The sequence below is a fragment of the Lysobacter fragariae genome (genome assembly GCF_054779775.1).
Genome location: NZ_BAAGXP010000007.1, coordinates 38,441 through 58,827 on the forward strand (window position 1 = coordinate 38,441; position 20,387 = coordinate 58,827).

10 protein-coding genes and 1 pseudogene are annotated in these 20,387 nt (G+C 66.1%); 4 read left to right on the plus strand and 7 right to left on the minus strand.

Annotated features, from left to right (window positions below):
- Positions 1–170: 170 nt before the first annotated feature.
- Both ACYVD7_RS09125 and ACYVD7_RS09130 read left to right on the plus strand, forming a co-directional pair.
- On the plus strand, positions 171–1,886 hold the full coding sequence (locus ACYVD7_RS09125; RefSeq protein ID WP_460761989.1) for a tetratricopeptide repeat protein: 1,716 nt from the start codon (positions 171–173) through the stop codon (positions 1,884–1,886).
- Positions 1,887–2,131: 245 nt separating this feature from the next.
- Positions 2,132–3,577, plus strand: coding sequence for a hypothetical protein (locus ACYVD7_RS09130; RefSeq protein WP_460761992.1), 1,446 nt, complete (start codon positions 2,132–2,134; stop codon positions 3,575–3,577).
- Between the two features lie 84 nt (positions 3,578–3,661).
- Here ACYVD7_RS09130 and ACYVD7_RS09135 read toward each other — a convergent pair whose 3' ends face one another.
- The 5 genes from ACYVD7_RS09135 to ACYVD7_RS09155 all read right to left on the minus strand — a co-directional run bounded on the left by ACYVD7_RS09135 (position 3,662) and on the right by ACYVD7_RS09155 (position 8,613).
- Positions 3,662–4,537: a sterol desaturase family protein gene (locus ACYVD7_RS09135; protein WP_460761995.1), complete on the minus strand. Its 876-nt coding sequence runs from the start codon at positions 4,535–4,537 to the stop codon at positions 3,662–3,664.
- Entirely contained in the window at positions 4,537–5,025 is a 489-nt protein-coding gene (locus tag ACYVD7_RS09140) for an SRPBCC family protein (protein ID WP_460761997.1), read from the minus strand. Before ACYVD7_RS09140 ends, ACYVD7_RS09135 begins: the two co-directional genes overlap by 1 nt.
- A 497-nt stretch (positions 5,026–5,522) precedes the next feature.
- Entirely contained in the window at positions 5,523–6,824 is a 1,302-nt protein-coding gene (locus ACYVD7_RS09145; RefSeq protein WP_460762000.1) for a pyridoxal phosphate-dependent decarboxylase family protein, read from the minus strand.
- Between the two features lie 207 nt (positions 6,825–7,031).
- Complete coding sequence (locus tag ACYVD7_RS09150; protein ID WP_460762003.1) at positions 7,032–7,388, minus strand: YciI family protein; 357 nt, start codon at positions 7,386–7,388, stop codon at positions 7,032–7,034.
- A gap of 229 nt (positions 7,389–7,617) precedes the next feature.
- The gene (locus ACYVD7_RS09155) at positions 7,618–8,613 is read right to left on the minus strand and encodes a diguanylate cyclase domain-containing protein (RefSeq protein ID WP_460762006.1); all 996 of its coding nucleotides are present in this window, start codon (positions 8,611–8,613) and stop codon (positions 7,618–7,620) included.
- 188 nt (positions 8,614–8,801) lie between these two features.
- Between ACYVD7_RS09155 and ACYVD7_RS09160 the strand changes: the two genes are divergently transcribed.
- Both ACYVD7_RS09160 and ACYVD7_RS09165 read left to right on the plus strand, forming a co-directional pair.
- A complete protein-coding gene (locus ACYVD7_RS09160; protein ID WP_460762009.1) occupies positions 8,802–9,899 on the plus strand; it encodes an NAD(P)/FAD-dependent oxidoreductase in 1,098 nt (365 codons plus the stop codon).
- Positions 9,900–9,955: 56 nt separating this feature from the next.
- Positions 9,956–10,861, plus strand: coding sequence for a hypothetical protein (locus ACYVD7_RS09165; protein WP_460762012.1), 906 nt, complete (start codon positions 9,956–9,958; stop codon positions 10,859–10,861).
- A gap of 28 nt (positions 10,862–10,889) precedes the next feature.
- On the opposite strand, the gene ACYVD7_RS09170 is transcribed toward ACYVD7_RS09165, so the two are convergent.
- Complete coding sequence (locus ACYVD7_RS09170; protein ID WP_460762015.1) at positions 10,890–11,630, minus strand: 4'-phosphopantetheinyl transferase family protein; 741 nt, start codon at positions 11,628–11,630, stop codon at positions 10,890–10,892.
- 61 nt (positions 11,631–11,691) lie between these two features.
- Positions 11,692–19,992: pseudogene (locus tag ACYVD7_RS09175) on the minus strand (putative Ig domain-containing protein); the annotation flags it as partial.
- Positions 19,993–20,387 lie beyond the last annotated feature (395 nt).

Below are 20,387 nucleotides of genomic sequence, written 5' to 3' on the forward strand. Positions count from 1 at the left end.
ACCGGCGGCCTGCACCAATGGCGTCCATGGTGATCGTTTTTGCCGCCCCACCCGCGTGACCCGGATGGGGGATGCGATGATCCGGCCAGCGGGAGGATGTGCGGAGGGATGAATTGATTCGTCCCCGCCAGCGGCGTAGAACAAGGCTGCCAAACGGACAAGGAATCGCCATGAAGCGCCCTTTGCTCATCGCACTGGCCGCCGCCGTTGCTGTGGGCGGCCTGCTGTATTCGCACAAGCCCAAACAGGTGGCAATGCCGAATGCTGCCCCTCCGGCGCCATCGACAGCGGCGCCCGAACTGCAGGGGCCCGTGGGGGCCACCCTGCTGGAAGGCCTGGGCAACTACCACTTCGCGATCACCACCACGAAGCCGGAAGTCCAGCGCTGGTTCGACCAGGGACTGATGCTGACCTATGGCTTCAACCACGACGCCGCCGAACGCTCCTACCTGAAAGCGACGGAGATCGACCCGGATTGCGCCATGTGCTGGTGGGGCGCATCGCTGGTGCTGGGACCGCACGTCAACGCGGCGATGGACCCGACCAACAACGCCAATGCCTGGTCGCGACTGCAGAAGGCCGTCGCACTGGCACCCAAGGTCACACCGCGAGAACAGGCGTTCATCCATGCGCTCGCCGCACGCTACGCGCAGAACGCGCCAGAGAATCGCAAGCCACTGGATGAGGCGTACGCGAAGGCAACCGGCGAGCTGGCGAAACAGTTTCCTGACGACCTCGATGCGGCGACCTTCCACGCCGAGGCGTTGATGGACCTGCAACCGTGGGATTACTACGACGAGAAGCTCCAACCAAAAGGCAACACCGCCGAGATCGTGTCCACGCTGGAATCGGTGATGAAGCGCAATCCCGACCACGCCGGCGCTTTGCACCTGTACGTGCATGCGGTGGAGGCTTCCTCCGATCCGCAACGTGGCGCTGCTGCAGCCGACCACCTGCGCACGCTGATTCCCGCGTCTGGCCACCTGGTGCACATGCCGGCGCATATCTACTCCCGCGTGGGCCGCTGGCACGACGCGGTGCTGGCCAACCAGGTGGCGATCAAGGCCGATGACGCCTACCTCGCCATCTGTCGCGGCAACACCAAGGGCCTCTATCCGCTGGGCTACGTGCCGCACAACCATCACTTCCTGTGGTTCGCCTCCAGCATGGAAGGCACCAGTGCGCTGGCGAAATCGTCCGCTGAGAAAACCGCCGAGAAAACCAACCTGCCCGAGCTGATGCGCAAGGACGGATTCGGTGGCCTGCAGCACTACTGGATGACGCCGTGGTTCTACCGCGTGCGTTTTGGTCGCTGGGACGAAATAGTCGGAGTCGCCAATCCCGCGCCCGACCTGCCCTATGTCACGGCGATCTGGCACTACGCGCAGGGCATGGCGGCCGTGCGCCAGAACCGGATGGAGGAAGCCGACCAGCACCTGAAGGAACTGGCCAAGCTGGCCGGCGATCCCGCGATCGAGAAGCTGACCGTGTGGGATCGCTACTCACTGTCGAACGCGGCGCACATCGCCGAGCGCACCCTCGCGGGCGAACTGGCCAGCGCGCGCGGTGATCGCGCCGCAGGCATCGCCGCCCTGCGAGAGGCCGTATTGATCGAGGACAAGATCCCCTACGACGAGCCGCCCGGCTGGCACTCCCCGACCCGACACACGCTGGGCGCGATGCTGCTCGCCGACGGCAAGGCCGCGGAAGCAGAGGCCGTGTATCGCGAAGAGCTCAAGCGGAACCCCGAGAATGGCTGGTCGCTGTTCGGCCTGGCGCAGAGCCTGCGCGCGCAGAAGCGCAGCGCTGAGGCCGACGAGGTCGATCGACGCTTCACCAAGGCGTGGGAGCACGCGGACATCAAGCTGACTGCTTCCCATATGTAGATCGGGCGCGAACGGGAACGAGGCGAGCGATCGCCTCGTTCCTATTTTTGCCGCGTCGCCAAGGGCCATTCATTCCACATGAATGCCGCATCCACAGTGCCAGACCCAATGTGCGTGTGCGTCGTCTTCGCATCGCGCTACCAATGCTGAACGCGTGATCGCCGCGTCGTGATTCTCAGATCGCGTTAAGCGCGGATCGCGCCAACTTCCCGCGTGGGCAGCAGTTGCCCTTCGCAGGTGGAAGCATGAACACGATCCGCAAACAACTCCTTGTCCGGGTGATTGTCGCCGGCTTGGCCGTCGGCACGGCCAGTCCGGCGCTGGCGCTGCAGCCGCACCACGGGCAGAGCCAGACCGAGCAACAACAAGACGAAGGGCGGCAGAAGCAGAAGAAGGAACACAGGCAGGAACAGGTGGGCGTGTCGCAGCAACGAGCTGAGGTTTCGCGCCAGGAACAGGCTTCACGAGAGCAGGCTTACCGCGAACAGCAGGCGGCCGCACGGTCGTCGATGCAGCGACAACGCGAACAACAGGCGCCTCAGGATCGCCAGCAGCAAGCACGCATCCAGCAGGAGCGTGCCGCACAGCAGCGCACCAACGAGTCGCGGCAGCGCGAGCAGCAGCAAAATGCACTGGGTCGCATGGAGCACCAGCGCGCCACGGAGCAGGCACGCACTCGCCAGCAGCACCTGGCTGAGCAGCATCGCAACGACAGTGATCGACGCCAGCACGAGGCCACCCAGCGTGAAGCCATTGATCGCCAGTCAGCTGCGCGCCAGCGCACGCAGCGCGACATCGAACAGGCCCGCATCCATTCGCAACGCAGCAGTGATCGCGCCACCCTGCAACGCCAGCGTATCCATGGCCAGCAGGTGCAGGCCCAGATGCACCGGGACGCGCAACGTCGAGACCAGCTCCGTCGCCAAGCAACAGACCGCGACGAAGCCACCTGGCATCAGCAAACCCAGCACCGTGCGACTACCCGTCACGACGCTGCGGACTCACGCCATTCACGCCAGTTCAATGCACGCCGGCTCGACTCGTGGCGCGACCAGCGCGTGGCCGCCGCGCGACGCGACGCGCGCCTGTCTGAAACCGAGCGCCTGCGCCTGATCGCACTCCAGCAGCAACGTGCCGCGGAGTATCGCCGCTACATGGCGGCGCGCCAGGCGACCGAACGCGAGCGCATCGCCGTCCTTGCGCAGCAGCAGCGCCTGCAGCAGTACCGCTACCAGCAGTGGTACTGGCAGCGCCAGCGCGACCTTCAGGCGCAGTGGTGGGCTCGCAACTACAGCTACTACAACGATCCGTACTACTACACGCCGGTGAGCTATCGCTACTACCGCGCGGGCCGCTACTACGCGGTGAACCAGTACGCCGCGGACCTGCTGCGCGAAGCCGTCCGCTACGGCTACCAGGAAGGCGTCCGCGCCGGTCGCGCCGACCGCCTCGACGGCTGGGGCAGCGACTACCGCCACAACCTGGCCTACCTCGATGCCAACTATGGCTACTACGGCTACTACGTCAGTCGCGACGAGTACGAGTACTACTTCCGCGAGGGATTCCGCCGCGGCTACCAGGACGGATACGGACGCGACTACCGTCATGGCTACTACGACGACAGCGACAACTCGTGGGCCATCCTCGGCGCCGTGCTGATTGCCATTCTTGGGTTGCAGCAGATCAGCTGAGTCTGCGACTGAAGCCAGATGCGTTCGTCAGGGCGCCCGGCGATTGCCGGGCGCCTTCGCGTCAGGCCACCCTTTCCTTTCAGGTCACAGGTTCGCTGCTTCTGGCAAGCGCGGATCGTCGCCTGCCTCGCGCAGGTGCGACGCGGCCCGCTCCGGCGGGCCAAACAGCTGCGCCAGCACGCCGCGCAGTCGCCCTGCCCTGGCGGCGTCGCGGAACATCGCGATCCATTCGTGGAAAGTGAGCCGGATCGGGTTGTGGCTCCTGACCTGTCCGACGATGCCGTACTCGCATGGCACTGCCGGATCTTCCTCCACGTAGGTGCCGAACAACCGGTCCCACACCACCAGCACGCCGGCGTAGTTGCGGTCGATGTACTTCGGGTTGCGCGCGTGGTGTACGCGATGGATGGAAGGCGTGTTGAACACATGCTCCACCCTGCCCAGCTTGCCGATCGCCTGCGTGTGGACGAAGAACTGGAACGCCAGGTTGATCGCGACGACCGCGACAACGTGGCGCGGCTCAAAGCCAATCCACGCCAGCGGCAGCCAGAACACCCACATGCCGGAGATCGGATAGGTCAGGCTCTGGCGGAACGCGGTGGACAGGTTCAGCCGCTCCGACGAGTGGTGGGTGACGTGCGACGCCCACAGCCAGCGGATGCGGTGGCTGGCGCGATGGAACCAGTAGTAGAAGAAGTCCTGCGCCACGAACAGGGCGGCGATCGTCCACGCCGACGCCGGCAGATCGAAAAGGCGGTGCTGGTAGACCAGGTAATACACACCGATCACGACCGCCCACGCGACGGCGTCGGCGGCCTGGTGCATCAGCGCTAGGCCCGCGTTGGAGAGCGTGTCGACCAGGCTGTACATCCCGGGTCTGCGTCTGTGCCAGTACCACGCCTCCAGCGCGATCAACCCGAGGAATACCGGCGCCATGCCGAGCAGGATCCACTTCTCCATCAGCCACGTTCTCCATTGGGTGGCACTTGCGATTGCAGCTCGCGTCCCATCGCATGCAGGCAGCGAGCCATCGCCGATTGCATGAAACCATGCAGCAGCAGCCATGCCAGCGGCCATGCCAGTGCATTGCTGGGCTCCCACTCGTAACGCCATTCCACGCGCGTCGCATCGCCTTGCACGAGGAAGGTCCATCGCGCATGCCCGGCGCGCACCAGCCAGCCCAGCGGTGGACGTATGCCCGAGAGGGTGTAGGCATGAAGGCGCGGCGACTCCAGCGCGGTGATGCGCTCGATCAACATCGAACCATCGCTGCTCTCCAGCTCACGCGTGCTGCCGACGGCAGGCGGCGCGTGCAGCGTGATGCGGCGCAGCCCCGGAACCGGCCCGCTGCCACTGAACATCGCCGGGAAGCGCACGGGATCCAGTGCGAGGGCAAACGCATCGTGCGGCCGCGCTGGAAGCACGCGTTCGACCTGGAGCCGGATCATTGGAGGTTCCGCATCTGAGGAGGTATCGAGCTGAGACGCCTTGAGAGAACCATACCTCAGGGTATGTTTCAACCACGCAACGGACCCTGCCCCTGAGGCACTAACCATCCTTGAGCGTAGCCAAGCCAAATCGAAGGCCTCCAGATCGCGCGGGCTTCGACTCCTCCCCAGAACCTGCTCATCCAGGACGTAGCGAAACGCAGTCGAAGAATGCGCGAAGGATGCCCAGACATCCGGCCCTTCGACTCCGCGCCTGCGGCGCTACGCTCAGGGTGAGCGGTACCTATCCAACCCCGATACCGACTCTTACAGGGCGAAGCAACGCCAAATCGAAGGCGTCCGGATCGCGCGGGCTCCGACTTCGACCAGAACCCGCTCATCATGAGCGTAGCGAAGCGAAGTCGAAGGATGCCCGGACATCTGGCCTCGCGCCTGCGGCGCTACCGCTCAGCAGCGGCACCCCGCATGTCGCGGAATCAACGTCCCGCGTCCACTGCTCACGCGGCGCGCAGCCTCCGGAACACATTCACGATGGCGTCCACGGTGCGTCGGACATCGTCCGACGTCGTCGCCCAGTTCGACACGGAAATGCGCATCGCGGCCAGTCCATGCCAGGTGGTACCGCTCAACCAGCAGGTGCCATCCTCCTGTACGCCGCTCACGACGCCGCGGGTGGTGTCGTCATCGTCACCGAACCGGACCAGCACCTGGTTGAGCGTGACATCGTTGAGGACGCGCACGCCGTCTTCGGCACCGAGCAGTTCCGCGAACTGTCGGGCCCGGTCGCAGCAACGGTCGACCAGGCCTTCGACACCCTCGCGTCCCAGCGTGCGCAACGTCGCGTACACCGGTACGCCGCGAGCGCGACGCGAGAATTCGGGAACCCAGTCGACGGCATCGCGCTCGCCGCCATGGGTCTGGATCAGGTAGGCGGCCGTGGACGTCATCGAATCGCGATGATCCTGCGCGTGGCGGACGATCGCCACGCCGCAGTCATAGGGCACGTTGAGCCATTTGTGCGCGTCGGTGGCCCAGGAATCGGCCATCTCGATGCCGTCCGCCTGCGCGGCAAGGTGGCGGCTGGCGCGTGCCCACAGTCCGAATGCACCGTCGACGTGCAGCCATGCGCCGTGTTCGCGCGCGATGGCGCCGATGTCGCGCAGTGGATCGAACGCACCCGTGTTCACGTTGCCCGCCTGCGCGCAGACGATGGTCGGGCCGGAAAGCGCGGCCATCAGTTCGGCCAGCTTGTCGGCGCGCATGCGGCCCTGGGCGTCGGAGTCCACCCGCAAGGCGGAGCGCGTGCCCAGCCCCAGGTAACGCAGCGCGACATCCACGGTGACGTGCGATTCGGCCGAGGTCACGACGTTGATGCGCGGCGCGCCGTGCAGTCCGTCGGCTTCGACGTCCCAACCGACGCGGCGCAGCACGCCGTGGCGCGCGGCGGACAGGCAGGTGAAGTTGGCCATCTGGCAACCGGTGACGAAGCCGACGCCTGCATCGCGCGGCAGGTCGAACAGATCCAGCAACCACCCCGCCGCCACTTCCTCGACCGCGGCCGCCAGGGGCGAGATCACGTGGATGCCGGCGTTCTGGTCCCAGGCGGACACCAGCCAGTCGGCGGCGAGCGCCACCGGATACGCGCCGCCGATCACGAAGCCGAAATAGCGCGGCGACCCGCATGCGGATGCGCCGCGCGGTGCCTGCGCGGCGAGCAGGTCAAGCACTTCGCGGCCGTCTTCGCCCCGAGGCGCCAGCGGAATACGCAGCGTGGCCAGCAGTTCCTCACGACTGGCCATCGCCCCGACATGGCGCGATGGCAGTTGTCGCAGGTAGTCCGATGCGTGGGCGCGTGCCCGGTCGAGGTAGCGGTCAGATCGGGACCTAAACGCTCGGCAAGATCGGGACCTAAACGCTCGGCAAGATCGGGACCTAAACGCTCGGCAAGATCGGGGCCTAAACGCTCGGCCAGATCGGGGCGTAAACGCCCCGAGCAGCAGATCGCGTCAAACGAAATCCGGTTCCACCAGCTGGCGGACTTCGCACTCGATGTCCCATTCGTCGCCATGGATGGCGAGGAAGCGCTTCGTCAGCTCGATGGCCTGCTCTTTCGAGTCCGCCTGCAGCATCGCGTAGCCGCCGACGACTTCCTTCGACTCACTGAAAGGGCCATCGACGACGGTCATCTTTCCGCTGGCGAGCCGGATGCGCACGCCATCCGAGGTCGGGGTGAGGCCGGCGGTGTCCAGCAACACGCCGGCACGGGTCATCTCGTCTATCAGCTTGCCCATGTCAGTCATGAGCTGCTCGCTGGGGACCTGGCCGGTGTTCTCGCGGACGCGGATCATGGAAAGGAATCGCATATGCAGTATCTCCTGAAGGTTTGTCCGATCCGCATGGACCGGACGATGGCAGGTCGTGGAAACCTGGTCTCGTCATGACGACGAATGGCGAGGGCGCGAATCGACACGCGGCCCGGAAAAATCCCCACGAAGCCGCACTCCGACATTGCCCATGGGTGCCACAAGGCATCGGAAGCGCGGATGAGGCAGATTGCGACGGCTCGCCCTCACCCCGGGTCAGCGGAGCACGTCACCGTTTCCGCGCGCGCTTGGTTTCGTACATGGCCTGGTCGGCTTTGTCGAGCAGCGTGATCAGGTCCGTTCCGTCGTCGGGATACAGCGACAGCCCGATGCTGGCGGCCAGTGGCAGGCGCGTCTCCCCGAAGGTGAAACTGCCACCGTGGATGGCTTGCTGGAAACGCGACGCACAGGCGGATGCTGCATCCCGACCCTCCACCAGTGACAGGATCACGCCGAACTCGTCCCCACCGACACGCGCGATCGTGTCGCTTGCGCGCGCGCCTTCGCGCAGGCGCTGTGCGAAGGCCTGCAATGCCGCGTCGCCCGCGCGATGGCCCAGCGTGTCGTTGATCTGCTTCAGTCCGTCCATGTCCATGTTCAGCACTCCAAAACGCTGGTCTTCACGCTGCGCGCGCGCCAGGCAGGTGCGCAGGCGCTCGAAGAACAGCGCGCGGTTGGGCAGGCCGGTCAAGGCATCGGTGGTGGCCTGGATGAACAGTTTGCTCGCACCCAGGCGCGTGGCATGGAACATCGCGGCGGCGATCAGTTCCGACATCAGGCCCAGCATGTTCAGGTCGTCATCGCTGAAGTGCGCGGGCTTCGAAGACAGGACCTTGAGCACGCCCACGACGGTTTCCTGATGGTGCAACGGCACGACGATCATCGAGCGCAATCCGACCCTGCGGCAAGCGTCCACGTTGACGCGCGGATCGGATTCGCTGTCCACGCAGGTCAATGGCGCCCCCGCGGCGATGCATGCGCCGGACAGGCTGTCGGCACGCGCAAGGCGCAGGCCCAGGTGCGATGTCGCCGAACCCGTCGCGGCCCGGTAGACCATGTCGTCGCCTTCGGCCAGTTCGACCACCGCGCCATCGGCGCCAGTCAGCTGCTGCGCACGCTCGGCCACCAGGTCCATCACGCGGCCCAGGTCGTGGCCCAGCTTGGCGATCTCGGTCTGGGTCCGGATCACCTCGATCAGCCGGGGATTCGCGTCTGCTGTGGTCATGGCGAAGTGCGGTTGCCCGGTACGAAGGCCAGATAGCGGCTAGATAGCCCGCCGCGCGCGTGGAAGCAAGTGGGCGGGGGCACCCATCACTTTCGCCCGAGGAGACTTCGCACCCACTTCACTGTTCGCACATCGGGTCTTCGCCGGTGCCGACGAGGCTGTTCGCGGATCACACCAGCCTGACGCGAATGCCCAGCCAACCTGTTTTCGATTTCGACCTCACCATCGTAGGCGCGAGCTTTGCCGGCAGCGCCTGCGCGCTCGCCGCCGCGCAGCGCGGCTTGCGCGTGTGCGTACTGGAACGCAAGCGCGACCCCGGCGAAAAGCTGCGCACCACCGGCATCATCGTGAAGGAAGCCGCAGAGCAGACGCTGCTGAACCAGCTGCCCGCGAAGTTCACCCATCGCGTCGAACAGGTCCGCCTGTACGCGCCCAGCCTGAAACAGGTGGCACTGGCCGCGCCGGGCTACTACTTCCTGACCACGGACACGCCCGAGGTGATGCGCTGGCTGGCGCGCGAACTGGTCGCGAACGGGGTCGACCTGCGGCTGGGAACATCGTTCACCCAATGCAATCGGATCGAAGGCGGTTGGCAAGTCGAAGGGGTTGGACGCACGCGCTACCTGGTCGGCGCCGATGGTGCGCGTTCGCGCGTCGCCGAACGCTGCGGCCTGGGCCAGGTGACGCAGTTCCTGTATGGCATCGAGTACGAATTCCCCGGCGCGTGCCTCGCGCAACCCGGCGCGTTGCACTGCTTCATCAGCAAGCGCTATGCACCGGGCTACATCGGCTGGATCGCGCAGAACCCCGGCGGGGTACAGGCGGGCCTCGCGTTGCGCCACGATCCCATCCATCCACGCGTGCCGGATATCGATGGCTTCCTGCTGCGTGTCGGCGCCGCGGCCGGCCTGCCTCGGCTGCTCCGACCCGGGCACACGCGTGCCGGGTTGATTCCGTGTGGCGGACCGGTGCTGCAGATGGCGCGTGACCACGCGATCCTCACCGGCGACGCCGCCGGCATCGTGTCGCCGGTGACGGCAGGCGGCATCCATTCGGCGTGGGAACACGGCTGGGAAGTGGGTCGCGCGGTGGCATCGCACCTGCGCGAAGGCGGACCGCAACCGGAACAGGTCGCGGTCGCCGTTGCGCCGCGTTTCCGCACCAAACGCGCGCTGCGCTGGGCGTTCGATCGCCTGCAGTTCGACTGGCCTTTCGACCTGCTGTTGCACTCCCCGCCCCTGCGCTGGGCCGCCGAGCAGGTCTACTTCCACAAGCGCGGGAGTTGAGGCCTGAGGCGGTGTGACGGGGTAGGATCGCCTCATCCACGCGATGGGACAGGCATATGCACCGCGCATCGATCCTGCTGGCGCCGCTCCTGGCCGCTGCGTTGCTTCTGGACGCACCGGCCGCACATGCGCAGAGCGATTTCCGCGAAGAGGAAATCCTGTCATCGGATCGGCCCGAGGCCTGGGCGATGAGCTATCTCACCAGCACGACGCTGATGACGTCGTTCGGTGCGATGCCGGTACTGGCATCGGGCGAATGGAACGTTGCGGCGGAACTGACGCAGATTCCCCGCCTTGATGCATCGCAGCGGCAGGTGGGGTTCAACGGCTTCAAGACCGAGGACCTCAACAAGTCCCCGGTGTTCGGTCGCGTGCGTGCCAGCGTTGGCCTGCCCGCGGGCTGGGTCATCGAGCTGGGCTATACGCCGCCTGTCCGGATCGATGGCCTGCACACGCGCGATCTTTTCGCGGCGGCGGTCGGGCGTCGGCTGGTTTCGCGCGAGCGCTTCAGCCTGTCTGCGCGCGTGCACGGGCAGCACGGCGTGGCCATTGGCGATGTCACCTGCCCCAGCAACCTCGCGGGCGATCCCGATCCGGAGCGCAATCCCTACGGCTGCCAGCGGGCGTCAAGGGACCACATCCGCCTCGACTACTACGGTGCGGACCTGACGACTGCGTGGACGCGTGCTGCCTGGCAATGGCACGCCACGCTCGGCGTCGCGCGCATGGAGCCGCAGGTGCAGGTGGACGCGATCACCTTCGACATCCACGATCGATCGCACCTGGTGGCGCGGGACACCCTTCCCTATCTGACTCTGGGCGTGTCGCGCAATGTCGGCGAACGTTGGCTGCTGGGCGCGGAGATTCTGCATGTGCCGCTGCAGGTGCGTCGCGCGGATGGCGCCAGCAGGGAAAACGATTCCCTGACCAGCCTGCGATTGCGGCTCGCGTATCGGCACTAGTCGAGGTTGCGAGCCGCCTGGATCGTCGTCAAAGCTCGCACACGGTGAGCACCGTTGATTCGTCTATGCGGGTGAACCGGACTTGCACTCGCGCGCCCGGTGTCAGTTCCGTGGACAGTTCCTGCAGCACCATGAACTCGATGGCGCCTTCGTCGAGGTCGATGCGCGTCACCCCAAGCGCGTCGAATCCAAAATACCGCCCCACCTGCCCGAACGCGGCCTTGAAGAAGCTCTCCTTTGCGGAGAAGCCGACGGTGTAAAGCGCCTCACGCAAGCCATTAGTCGCCACGGCGTCGAGTTGTGCGACTTCGTCCGCCGAAAACACCTCTTCCCGCAGCGGCGACGCGGCCAGCAGCGGCGATACCGTCTCGATGTCCATGCCGATGGCACGCAACCGTCCGGCGGGCATGACGATCACGGCGGCGCGCGATTGCGTGTGGGTGATGCTGCCGATGAGGCCATCGGGCCATAGCGGTTCACGGTGCGCGCCGCTGGCGATGTCCTGCGAGGGCAGGCCCAATGCCAGCAGCGCGGTCCGGACGAGGATGCGCCCGTGGAAGTATTCGGCCTGGCGCTTGGGAACGCTCTGGGCGATCCGCTCAGGCAGGTCGATGCCATGGGCAGCGAACTGGCCCGGATGAAAGGACGCGGCATCGAAGCCGGCCATGAACAGTTCGAGCGGTTCTCCCCGCGGCGGTCTCAGCCGGCATTTCTCAACGCCGTCGGCGAGCAATTCAACACGTTCCAGATGACTTCGGGCCAGCGTCATCGATTGCCGGTCTCCAAAAACCGCACGACGGGCGCGACTTTCATCGCGCCCGTCGTGGAAATCAGAACTTCTTCTCGACGTTGATCAGGATCGACTGCTCGTCCCTATCGTCGCCACCAAACAGACCGCGGTACTCGGCGCGCAGCATCCAGTCACGCTCGGTCTGCAGGATCCCGCCAATACCGAACATGAAGCGGCTGCGGTCCCGACCCAGGATCTCTGCGCGATACACCGGCCCACCGAGCATATCAGCGTAGCTCAACGTCACCGAGCCGGGATCCTCGAAGTCGTGCTGGTATTCCAGGCGCAGCAACGGCGAGAACATGCCCCACGACGTGCGGCGACGGAACTCGAACCGCACGCCCAGGTTGCCGGTCGTGGTGTCCACGTCCTGTTCGCCGTAATGCAGCGCGTAGACCGGATCGCCACTTTCCGTGAAGGCGTCGATCTTGGCGCGGGCCAGGTCGACGCGCAGGTACGGCGCGATCAGCATGGCGTCGGTGCGGCGCTCGTAGATGGCCGACAGCGAGGCGAACCACTGCGTGCCGTCACGGTCGCCATCGACGTGACCACCCGTGGCCGAGACATACCGGCGCGAGTCGAACGACATCCACTGGTAGCCCAGCAGGCCATCCAGGTAGAACGCGCCACCCGGATGGACGCTGCCATAGATCGCCACGCTGCGCGCGGACGCCTTGCTGCGGGTGCCGTTGTCGCCGACATCGGTGACGTCGCGGCCGTAGCCGATGCCCGCGCCGATGGCGAAGGTCGAGGTCACGTGGTAGTCCGCACCGGCGCTGATGCCGCTGGTTTCGAACTCGAAGCCATCCCCGCCGGTGCCACGCTGCGCATCGTAATCGCCGAAGGTCATGTTGCCCGAGGCCCAGATTGCAGGCCCACCGTGCTTGCCCTTTTCGCCGTTGCCGGATGCCAGGTCGGCATCCTGCGCATTGGTCAGGCCATTCATGGCTTCGTGCTCACACGGCAGGTCCGGACGCTTCAGGCGACCGTCCATGCAACGACGTGCGATCGTCACGGTGAGGCCGTTGCTGAAGCCTTCGCCATTCTCGCCGCCATGCAAGCCTTCCATGCGCTGCTGGAAGTTGCCGATCTGGCTGTTCGCGAACCTGCGCGCCGCCGTCGTCTGTGCTGCCAGCAGTCCGGCCACTTCCGGATCATGCGACGGGTCCGGACGTTCGGTCACGGTGATGGTCACATCGGCCGGAGTAGACGTCGCGAACACATTGGCCAGCGTGTAGCTCACGTGCACGACGCCGGTGAAGCCAGCGGTCGGGGTGAACTTCAGGCGGAACTGACGATCGGCGTGGCTGCCGCTCTCGGTGACCTGCGTGGTGCCCGCCGTCGCCGGCGACACCGACACAACGGCCGCCGCAGTGAACGGACCGCCCGAGGCACCCGGGTTCAGGTCGACGAACGCCGGCACGCCCTGCATCGTCGTCGCGGTGTGCGCCACGGCGACAGGCCTGGGGGTGATGATGATCGTCGACGTGATCGGAGCAGAAGCACCAAACGCGTTGTTCAGCGTGTAGGTGACCGACACCGTTCCCGAAGCCGTGGCAAGCGACGTGTACGTCACCACGGTGCCGCTGACCTGTAGCGTGCCATCCGCCGGAGCGGACACCACCGTGATGCCGGTGAACGGGCTGCCGGTTGCGCCGGTGGCCGCGTCGAACGACACCGCCTGCCCCGCCAGCGTCGACACGCTCTGCGGCACGCCGGTGGGAACCGGCAGTGCGAGGACCGTGATCGTCACTGTAGCGACATTGGAAGTACCGCCCGGACCGATTGCCGTGTAGGTGAAGCTGTCGGTACCGAAGAACGCTGCGTTCGGCGTGTAGACGATGTTCAGTCCGCTCACGACCGCCGTGCCGTTGGCCGGCGCCGATGCCACCGCCACGGAGCTGATGACGCCCGTGTCGTTTGCAGTGATGGGCACGGTGACTGCCGATCCTGCATTGGTTGTCGCCGCATCGTTGGCCGCAACCGGTGCTGCGTCGATGATCGCGACCGTGTAGGAACGCAGACCGTCGTAGCCGAAGCTGTCGAGCGCGGTGATTTCGAACGTGAAGCTGCCCGCCGCCGTAGGTGTACCTGTGAGGTTGCCCGCGGCATCCAGGCTGACACCCGTGGGCAGCGCGCCGTTCGTGACGGTGTAGCTGTAAGGCGCCGTGCCGCCGCTGGCGATGATCGTCTGGCTGTAGGCCGAGCCGGTAGCACCACCGGGCAGGGTTGCCGGCGCGAGCGTGATCGTCGGCGCGGCAATTGCCAGTGTGTACGCCTGCGAACCGGTGAAGCCGTTCGCGTCCGTCGCCTGCACGGTGAAGTTGAAGCTGCCCGCCGAGGTCGGCGTGCCCGAAAGCACACCGGTCGTCGACAGCGACATGCCGGACGGCAATGCACCCACCTGCAACGCGAACGTGTACGGCGAGGTGCCGCCCACGGCCGTGATCGACTGGTTGTAGGCCGAACCAACAGCGCCGCCAGGCAACGTCGTGGGAGCTAACGTGATCGTCGGCGCGGTGACCGCCACCGTGTACGCCTGCGAGCCGGTGAAGCCGTTCGCATCCGTCGCCTGGATGGTGAAGGTGAAACTACCCGCTGCCGTCGGGGTACCGGACACCCCCGAAGCCGACAACGTCAGGCCCGTAGGCAACGCACCACTCTGTATGGCAAACGTATACGGCGAGGTACCACCCGTCGCGGCAATCGATTGGCTGTAGGCGACTCCGCCCGCGCCATCAGGCAACGTTGCTGGCGCCAGCGTGATGCTTGGCGCAGTGATCACAACCGTATAGGTCTGCGTCGCCGTCGAAGGCGTACCGCCACTACTGTCGCTGGCCGAGACTTCGAACGTAAAGCTGCCTGCAGTGGTCGGCGTGCCTTGCAGATGACCGCCACCGTCAAAACCAACGCCGGTCGGCAAGGTGCCGTTGCTGATCCAGAACGAATACGGGGCGATGCCGCCGCTCGCGCTGACGAATTGATCGTAGGCAACACCGCCGATGCCACCGGGCAACGTCGTCGGGCTGATCGTCACCGTAGCCGCCGCGATCACCAGCGTATGGCTCGCACTGCCAGTGAAGCCGCCGCTGTCAGTAGCGGTCACGGTGAAGTTGAACGAACCGTTGGCCGTGGGCGTACCGCTGAGCACACCGGCCGTCGACAGCCCCAGTCCCGCCGGAAGCGCACCGGCAGTGACGGTGAACGTGTAAGGAGCGGAGCCGCCGCTGGCACTCAGCGCCTGACTGTACGCAGTCCCGACCCCACCCGCCGGCAGCGATGCCGGCGTGATGCTGATTGTCGGAGCGCTCACCGTGAGCGTGTAGGCCTGCGAACCGGTGAAGCCGTTTGCGTCCGTCGCCTGCACGGTGAAATTGAACACGCCAGCCGTCGTCGGCGTACCCGACAACACACCCGCCGAACTGAACGACATGCCGACCGGCAGTGCCCCGGACAGAAGCGAGAACGAGTACGGCCCCACACCGCCGGCACCGGTCAGCGTCTGGCTGTAGGCGGTTCCCGCCGTGCCATCAGGAAGCGCCGTCGGCGTGAGAGTGATCGTCGGCGCAGTGATCGTCAGGGCATAGGCCTGATCGCCAGTGAAGCCGTTCGCATCCGTCGCACGGACGGTGAAGTTGAACGTGCCCGCCGTTATCGGCGTACCGGACAACACACCCGCCGAACTGAACGACATACCGACCGGCAGTGCACCGGACAGGAGCGAGAACGAGTACGGACCCACACCGCCGGCACCGGTCAGCGTCTGGCTGTAGGCGGCTCCCGCCGTGCCGTCAGGCAACGTCGTCGGTGTGAGCGTGATCGTCGGTGCGGTGATCGTCACCGTGTACGCCTGATCTCCGCTGAAGCTGTTCGCATCCGTCGCACGGACGGTGAAGTTGAACGTGCCCGCCGTTATCGGCGTACCGGACAACACACCCGCCGAACTGAACGACACGCCCACCGGCAGTGCACCGGACAGGATCGAGAACGAGTACGGGCCCGCACCGCCCGCTCCGGCCAGCGCCTGGCTGTACGCGGTTCCGGCTGTGCCACCAGGCAACGTTGTCGGAGTCAGCGTGATCGTCGGTGCGGTGATCGTCAGGGCGTAGGCCTGATCGCCAGTGAAGCCATTTGCGTCCGTCGCCCGGACAGTGAAGTCGAACGTACCCGCCGCAGTCGGCGTGCCCGACAAGACGCCCGCAGAAGTGAACGAAGTGCCGATCGGAAGTGCCCCGCCCACGAGCGAGAACGTGTAAGGACCCGAACCACCCGATGCTGACAGCACCTGGTTGTATGCGTTGCTGGCAACGCCACCCGGAAGTGTCGTGGGTGCCAGCGTGATCGTGGGCGCAGTGATGGCGATGGCGGCGGGGACCGAAACCGTCGCGGGCGTCCCGCCGGTGCTGTCGGTCACCTGATAGACGAACGAGTAGGTCCCGCCCGCAGTCGGAGTACCCGACACCACGCCGCTGGAAGACAGGGTCAAGCCGGGCGGCAGCACGCCGCTCGTCACGGCATAGATGTAAGGCGCGATGCCACCACTCGTGGTGTAGGTGTGGCTGTAAGGCGTTCCAACCGCACCGTCCGGCGCTGAGCTCAGTGACACCAGCGTATCGGTGTTGACGGTCAGCGAGTAGGCCTGCGCGCCCGTGAACGGACCGGTGCCCGTCGAACTGTCGGTGGCAACGATGCTGAAGTTGAACGTGCCACTCTCCGTCGGCGTGCCGGACAGGACACCGGCGCTGCTCAGGCTCACGCCTGCCGGCAACGTCCCGCTGGCCAACGAGAACGAATACGGTGCGGCACCGCCAGTGGCCGTGAAAGTCTGGGAGTACGCCGATCCCGCGACCGGGAATATGCCAAGGGCTGGGGGATCCACCACGATGGTCGGAGCCCCGACAGTGATGCTCACCGTCGCCGGCGCCGACGTACCGCTGGCGTTGGTTGCGGTGTAGGTGAAGCTGTCGCTTCCGGCAAAGCCGGGATTGGGCTGGTAGGTGATCGACGTACCACTGGCGATCGCGATGCCATTGGTCGGGGCGCTGGCAACGGCGACCGAGCTCGGCGTACCGCCAGTGACATTCAGCGTGATCGGATTGGCGCCACTGCCGTAGCCCACCGTCGCCGAAACGGCGTTCGCGATCGGCACCAGGTCGGAAATGTTGATCGTGTAGGCATTGGTGACTGTGTATGGACCGGTACCGCTGCTGCTGTCGGTCGCCGTGACGGAGAAGCTGAAGCTGCCCACAGTCACCGGTGTGCCGCTGAGCAGGCCGCTGGAACTCAGGCTCAGTCCAGTGGGGAGGGTCCCCGCCGTCACTGCGTAGGCATAAGGCGCAATGCCGCCGCTAGTCGCGAGCGCCTGGCTGTACGCCGTGCTCAACGTGCCATCAGGCAGCGTCGATGGCGACAACACGAGCGTCGGTGCGCTTACCGTCAGCGAGTAGGCCCGTGAACCAGTGAACGGCCCCGAGCCGGTCGAACTGTCGGTTGCAGTGACCGTGAAGTTGAACGTGCCGCCCGATGTCGGAGTACCCGAAAGCACGCCCACGCTGCTCAGGCTCATCCCGGCAGGAATCGAACCGGCCGTGAGCGAGAACGAATACGGCGCAGTGCCGCCGCTGGCGCTGATGCTCTGGTTGTAGGCCGCACCCACAGCGGCCGTCGGCAACGTCGCCGGAGACACACTGATGGTCGCCGCGTTGACGGTCAGCGAATAGGCCTGCGAACCGGTGAACGGTCCCGCGCCGCTCGAACTGTCGGTCGCGGTGACGGTGAAGTTGAAGGTGCCACCGGCCGTCGGCGTACCCGACAAGGTGCCGTCGCTGGCCAGGCTCAAGCCGGCCGGCAACGCGCCAGCGGTGACCGCGAACGAATACGGCGCCGCGCCGCCACTTGCAGTGATTGCCTCGCTGTACGCAACGCCTGACGTGCCATCGGGCAGCGTCGCCGGCGCAACGACCACGGTCGGCGCGCTGACAGTGATGCTCACCGTCGCCGGTGCGGACGTACCGCTGGCATTGGTCGCCGTATAAGTAAAGCTGTCGGCACCCGCGAAGCCAGCGCTTGGCGTGTAGGTGATCGACGTGCCACTCGCAATGGCGGTGCCATTGGCTGGCGCACTGGCAATCGCCACCGAACTGGGCGTACCGCCCGTGATGTTCAGCGTGATCGGATTGGCACTGCTGCCATAGGCGAGCGTGGCCGAAACCGCGTTCGCCACCGGCACCAGGTCGGCGATCGTGAGCGTGTAGGCATTGGTCGTGGTGTACGGACCCGAGCCCGTGCTGCTGTCGGTCGCGGTAACGGAGAAACTGAAGGCCCCGAATTCTGTCGGCGTGCCGCTGAGGACGCCAGTCGCGCTGAGCGTCAGGCCCGCAGGCAATGCACCCGCAGTCAGCGCATAGCTGTAGGGCGCGCTACCACCGCTGGCCGTGAACGTCTGGCTGTAGGCGGTGCCGATCGTGCCATCAACAAGCGGCCCCGCTGCCGGTGCAAGCGAGACCGTCGGCGCGGCTATGACCAGTGTGTAGGCCCGCGAGCCAGTAAAGCTGTTCGCGTCGGTCGCGGTGACGGTGAGGTTGAACGTGCCACCGGCCGTCGGCGTGCCCGACAGCGTGCCAGCGGACGACAGCGTCATACCGCCCGGCAAACTGCCCGCCGTGATGGCGAAGGAGTACGCCGCCGTGCCGCCACTGGCCGTGATGGTCTGGTTGTACGCAGACGCGACGGCGCCATTGGGAAGCGTTGTCGGCGACAGCGTGATCGTCGGCGGCGGAGCGATGACGACCGTGTAGCCGCGGTTCGCGGTGCAGGTATTGGCATCGGTCGCCTGCACGGTGAAGTTGAACGTGCCCGAGGCCGTCGGCGTGCCCGACAGCGCCCCGCCGGCACTCAACGTCAGTCCGGTCGGCAGTGTCCCGGAGGAAAGAGAGAATCCGCTGGGAGGCGTGCCTCCGGTGGAAGCCACCGTCTGGGAGTACGCCAATCCGACCGTCCCGCCAGGCAGGCTGGCCGGGGTCACTACCAGTAGCGACGGCTGCGTGACCGTTCCGGTCGCGCTCACCGAGTTCAGGACGTTGTCGGTGACGGTGACGGTATAGGACTGCGCCGTAAGCCCCGAAGCAGTCGCCGCCGAGCCACCACTGGGCGCCCACGAATAGATATAGGGCGACGTGCCTCCGGACGCGGTGACCGTCAGGCTGCCATTGCTCCCGCCGTTGCAGGACACGTTGGTGGTGGACGTGATCGAGGCCGCAAGCGCCTGAATAACGGTCAGCGCGTAGGCCCGGCTACCGGTATGCGGCGCGCCCGTCCCCGTGCTGCTGTCGGTCGCGGTGACGGTGAAGTTGAAGGTGCCGCCGGCCGTGGGCGTTCCGGACAGGGTGCCGTTGGAAGCGAGCGTCAGTCCCGCCGGCAACGCGCCGGCCGTTACCGTGAAGCCGTACGGCGCGATGCCACCGCTTGCGGTCACAGTCTGGCTGTACCCGGAGCCAACGGCGGCCGCCGGGAGCGTGGTGGGCGAAACAAAGATCGTCGGCGGAGCCGATACCACGGTGTAGGCGCGGGTACCGCTGAAACTGTTCGCGTCCGTCGCACGGATGGTGAAGTTGAACGTGCCCGAAGCCGTCGGCGTACCGGTAATTGCGCCCGAGCTGGTGTTGAGCACGAGTCCGTTCGGAAGCGCGCCTGCGCTCACGGCAAACGTATAGGGCGCGGTCCCGCCACTGCCACTGGTGGTCTGGCTGTACGCCGCCCCGACAGTCGCTCCCGGCAACGTGGCCGGATTGACCACGATGGTCGGCGGCGCGACGACGGTGATCGTCACGCTCTGCGCGATGAAGTGATCACCGCCAGTGGAAATGGTAGTGCTGTCGTCAAGCTTCAGCGAGAACGTGAAGGCGCCAAGCGTCGTGGGCGTGCCGGAAACCACGCCGGACGAGTTCATGCTCAGCCCGGTCGGCAAGCTGCCGGACTGGATCGAAAAGGCGTACGGCGCGGTGCCGCCCGAACCGGTGAACGTGAGGTTGTAGGGGATGCCCTGGGCGGCGTTCGGCGGGACATCGGGCGTGATGTTCAGCACCGGCGCGGGAATGTTGACGGTGTAGGACTTGGTGGCCGTCAGGGGCGTGACCGGTGTCGAATCGGTGACCAGGATCGAGAACGTGTGCGGACCGGACGCCGTCGGAGTACCTGAGATCGTGCCGCCCGTTGAAAGCGACAGCCCCGGCGGCAACGTGCCGCCACTGAGGGCATAGGAGTAAGGAGCAGTGCCGCCGCTGGTGGTGAGGGTCTGGTTGTAGGCCACCGAGACATTCGGCGTCGGCAGGCTCGCCGGACTTACCGTCAACGGCGATGTGGCCGGCGCGATGGTGATGTTGAAGGTGACCGTCGAGCCGTCATCGGAATCGGTGGCCTGGAAGGTGTCCAACAACGCACCATCGCTGTTGTTCGCATAGACCAGCGCGGCAATGTTGGTCGGCGTGCCGTAGGAGACCGTGCCGTGCGCGGCAGTCGGGACGGGGAACTCGAACCCGAACAACGAGCACTCGAAGGTTGCCGTGCCGCCCGCAGGAATCGAGGCCGTCTGCGGCGACGAGCACACGGCCCATGCAGGCCCTGCCCCCAGCACCAGCAGGAAGAGCGCGAACACACCGCGCATCCAGGCCCCTACCCCATGCCGCTTCGACTGCCGGCGCCCGACGCTGATCCCAGACTGTTCCATGCCCATCCCCT

What these genes read in the sequence shown, in the direction of transcription:
- ACYVD7_RS09170 (WP_460762015.1), bottom strand. Translation starts at nt 11,630, where the DNA reads ATGACGCTGGCCCGAAGTCATCTGGAACGTGTTGAATTGCTCGCCGAC.
- ACYVD7_RS09150 (WP_460762003.1), bottom strand. Translation starts at nt 7,388, where the DNA reads ATGCGATTCCTTTCCATGATCCGCGTCCGCGAGAACACCGGCCAGGTC.
- ACYVD7_RS09130 (WP_460761992.1), top strand. Translation starts at nt 2,132, where the DNA reads ATGAACACGATCCGCAAACAACTCCTTGTCCGGGTGATTGTCGCCGGC.
- ACYVD7_RS09135 (WP_460761995.1), bottom strand. Translation starts at nt 4,537, where the DNA reads ATGGAGAAGTGGATCCTGCTCGGCATGGCGCCGGTATTCCTCGGGTTG.
- ACYVD7_RS09165 (WP_460762012.1), top strand. Translation starts at nt 9,956, where the DNA reads ATGCACCGCGCATCGATCCTGCTGGCGCCGCTCCTGGCCGCTGCGTTG.
- ACYVD7_RS09145 (WP_460762000.1), bottom strand. Translation starts at nt 6,824, where the DNA reads ATGGCCAGTCGTGAGGAACTGCTGGCCACGCTGCGTATTCCGCTGGCG.
- ACYVD7_RS09155 (WP_460762006.1), bottom strand. Translation starts at nt 8,613, where the DNA reads ATGACCACAGCAGACGCGAATCCCCGGCTGATCGAGGTGATCCGGACC.
- ACYVD7_RS09125 (WP_460761989.1), top strand. Translation starts at nt 171, where the DNA reads ATGAAGCGCCCTTTGCTCATCGCACTGGCCGCCGCCGTTGCTGTGGGC.
- ACYVD7_RS09160 (WP_460762009.1), top strand. Translation starts at nt 8,802, where the DNA reads ATGCCCAGCCAACCTGTTTTCGATTTCGACCTCACCATCGTAGGCGCG.
- ACYVD7_RS09140 (WP_460761997.1), bottom strand. Translation starts at nt 5,025, where the DNA reads ATGATCCGGCTCCAGGTCGAACGCGTGCTTCCAGCGCGGCCGCACGAT.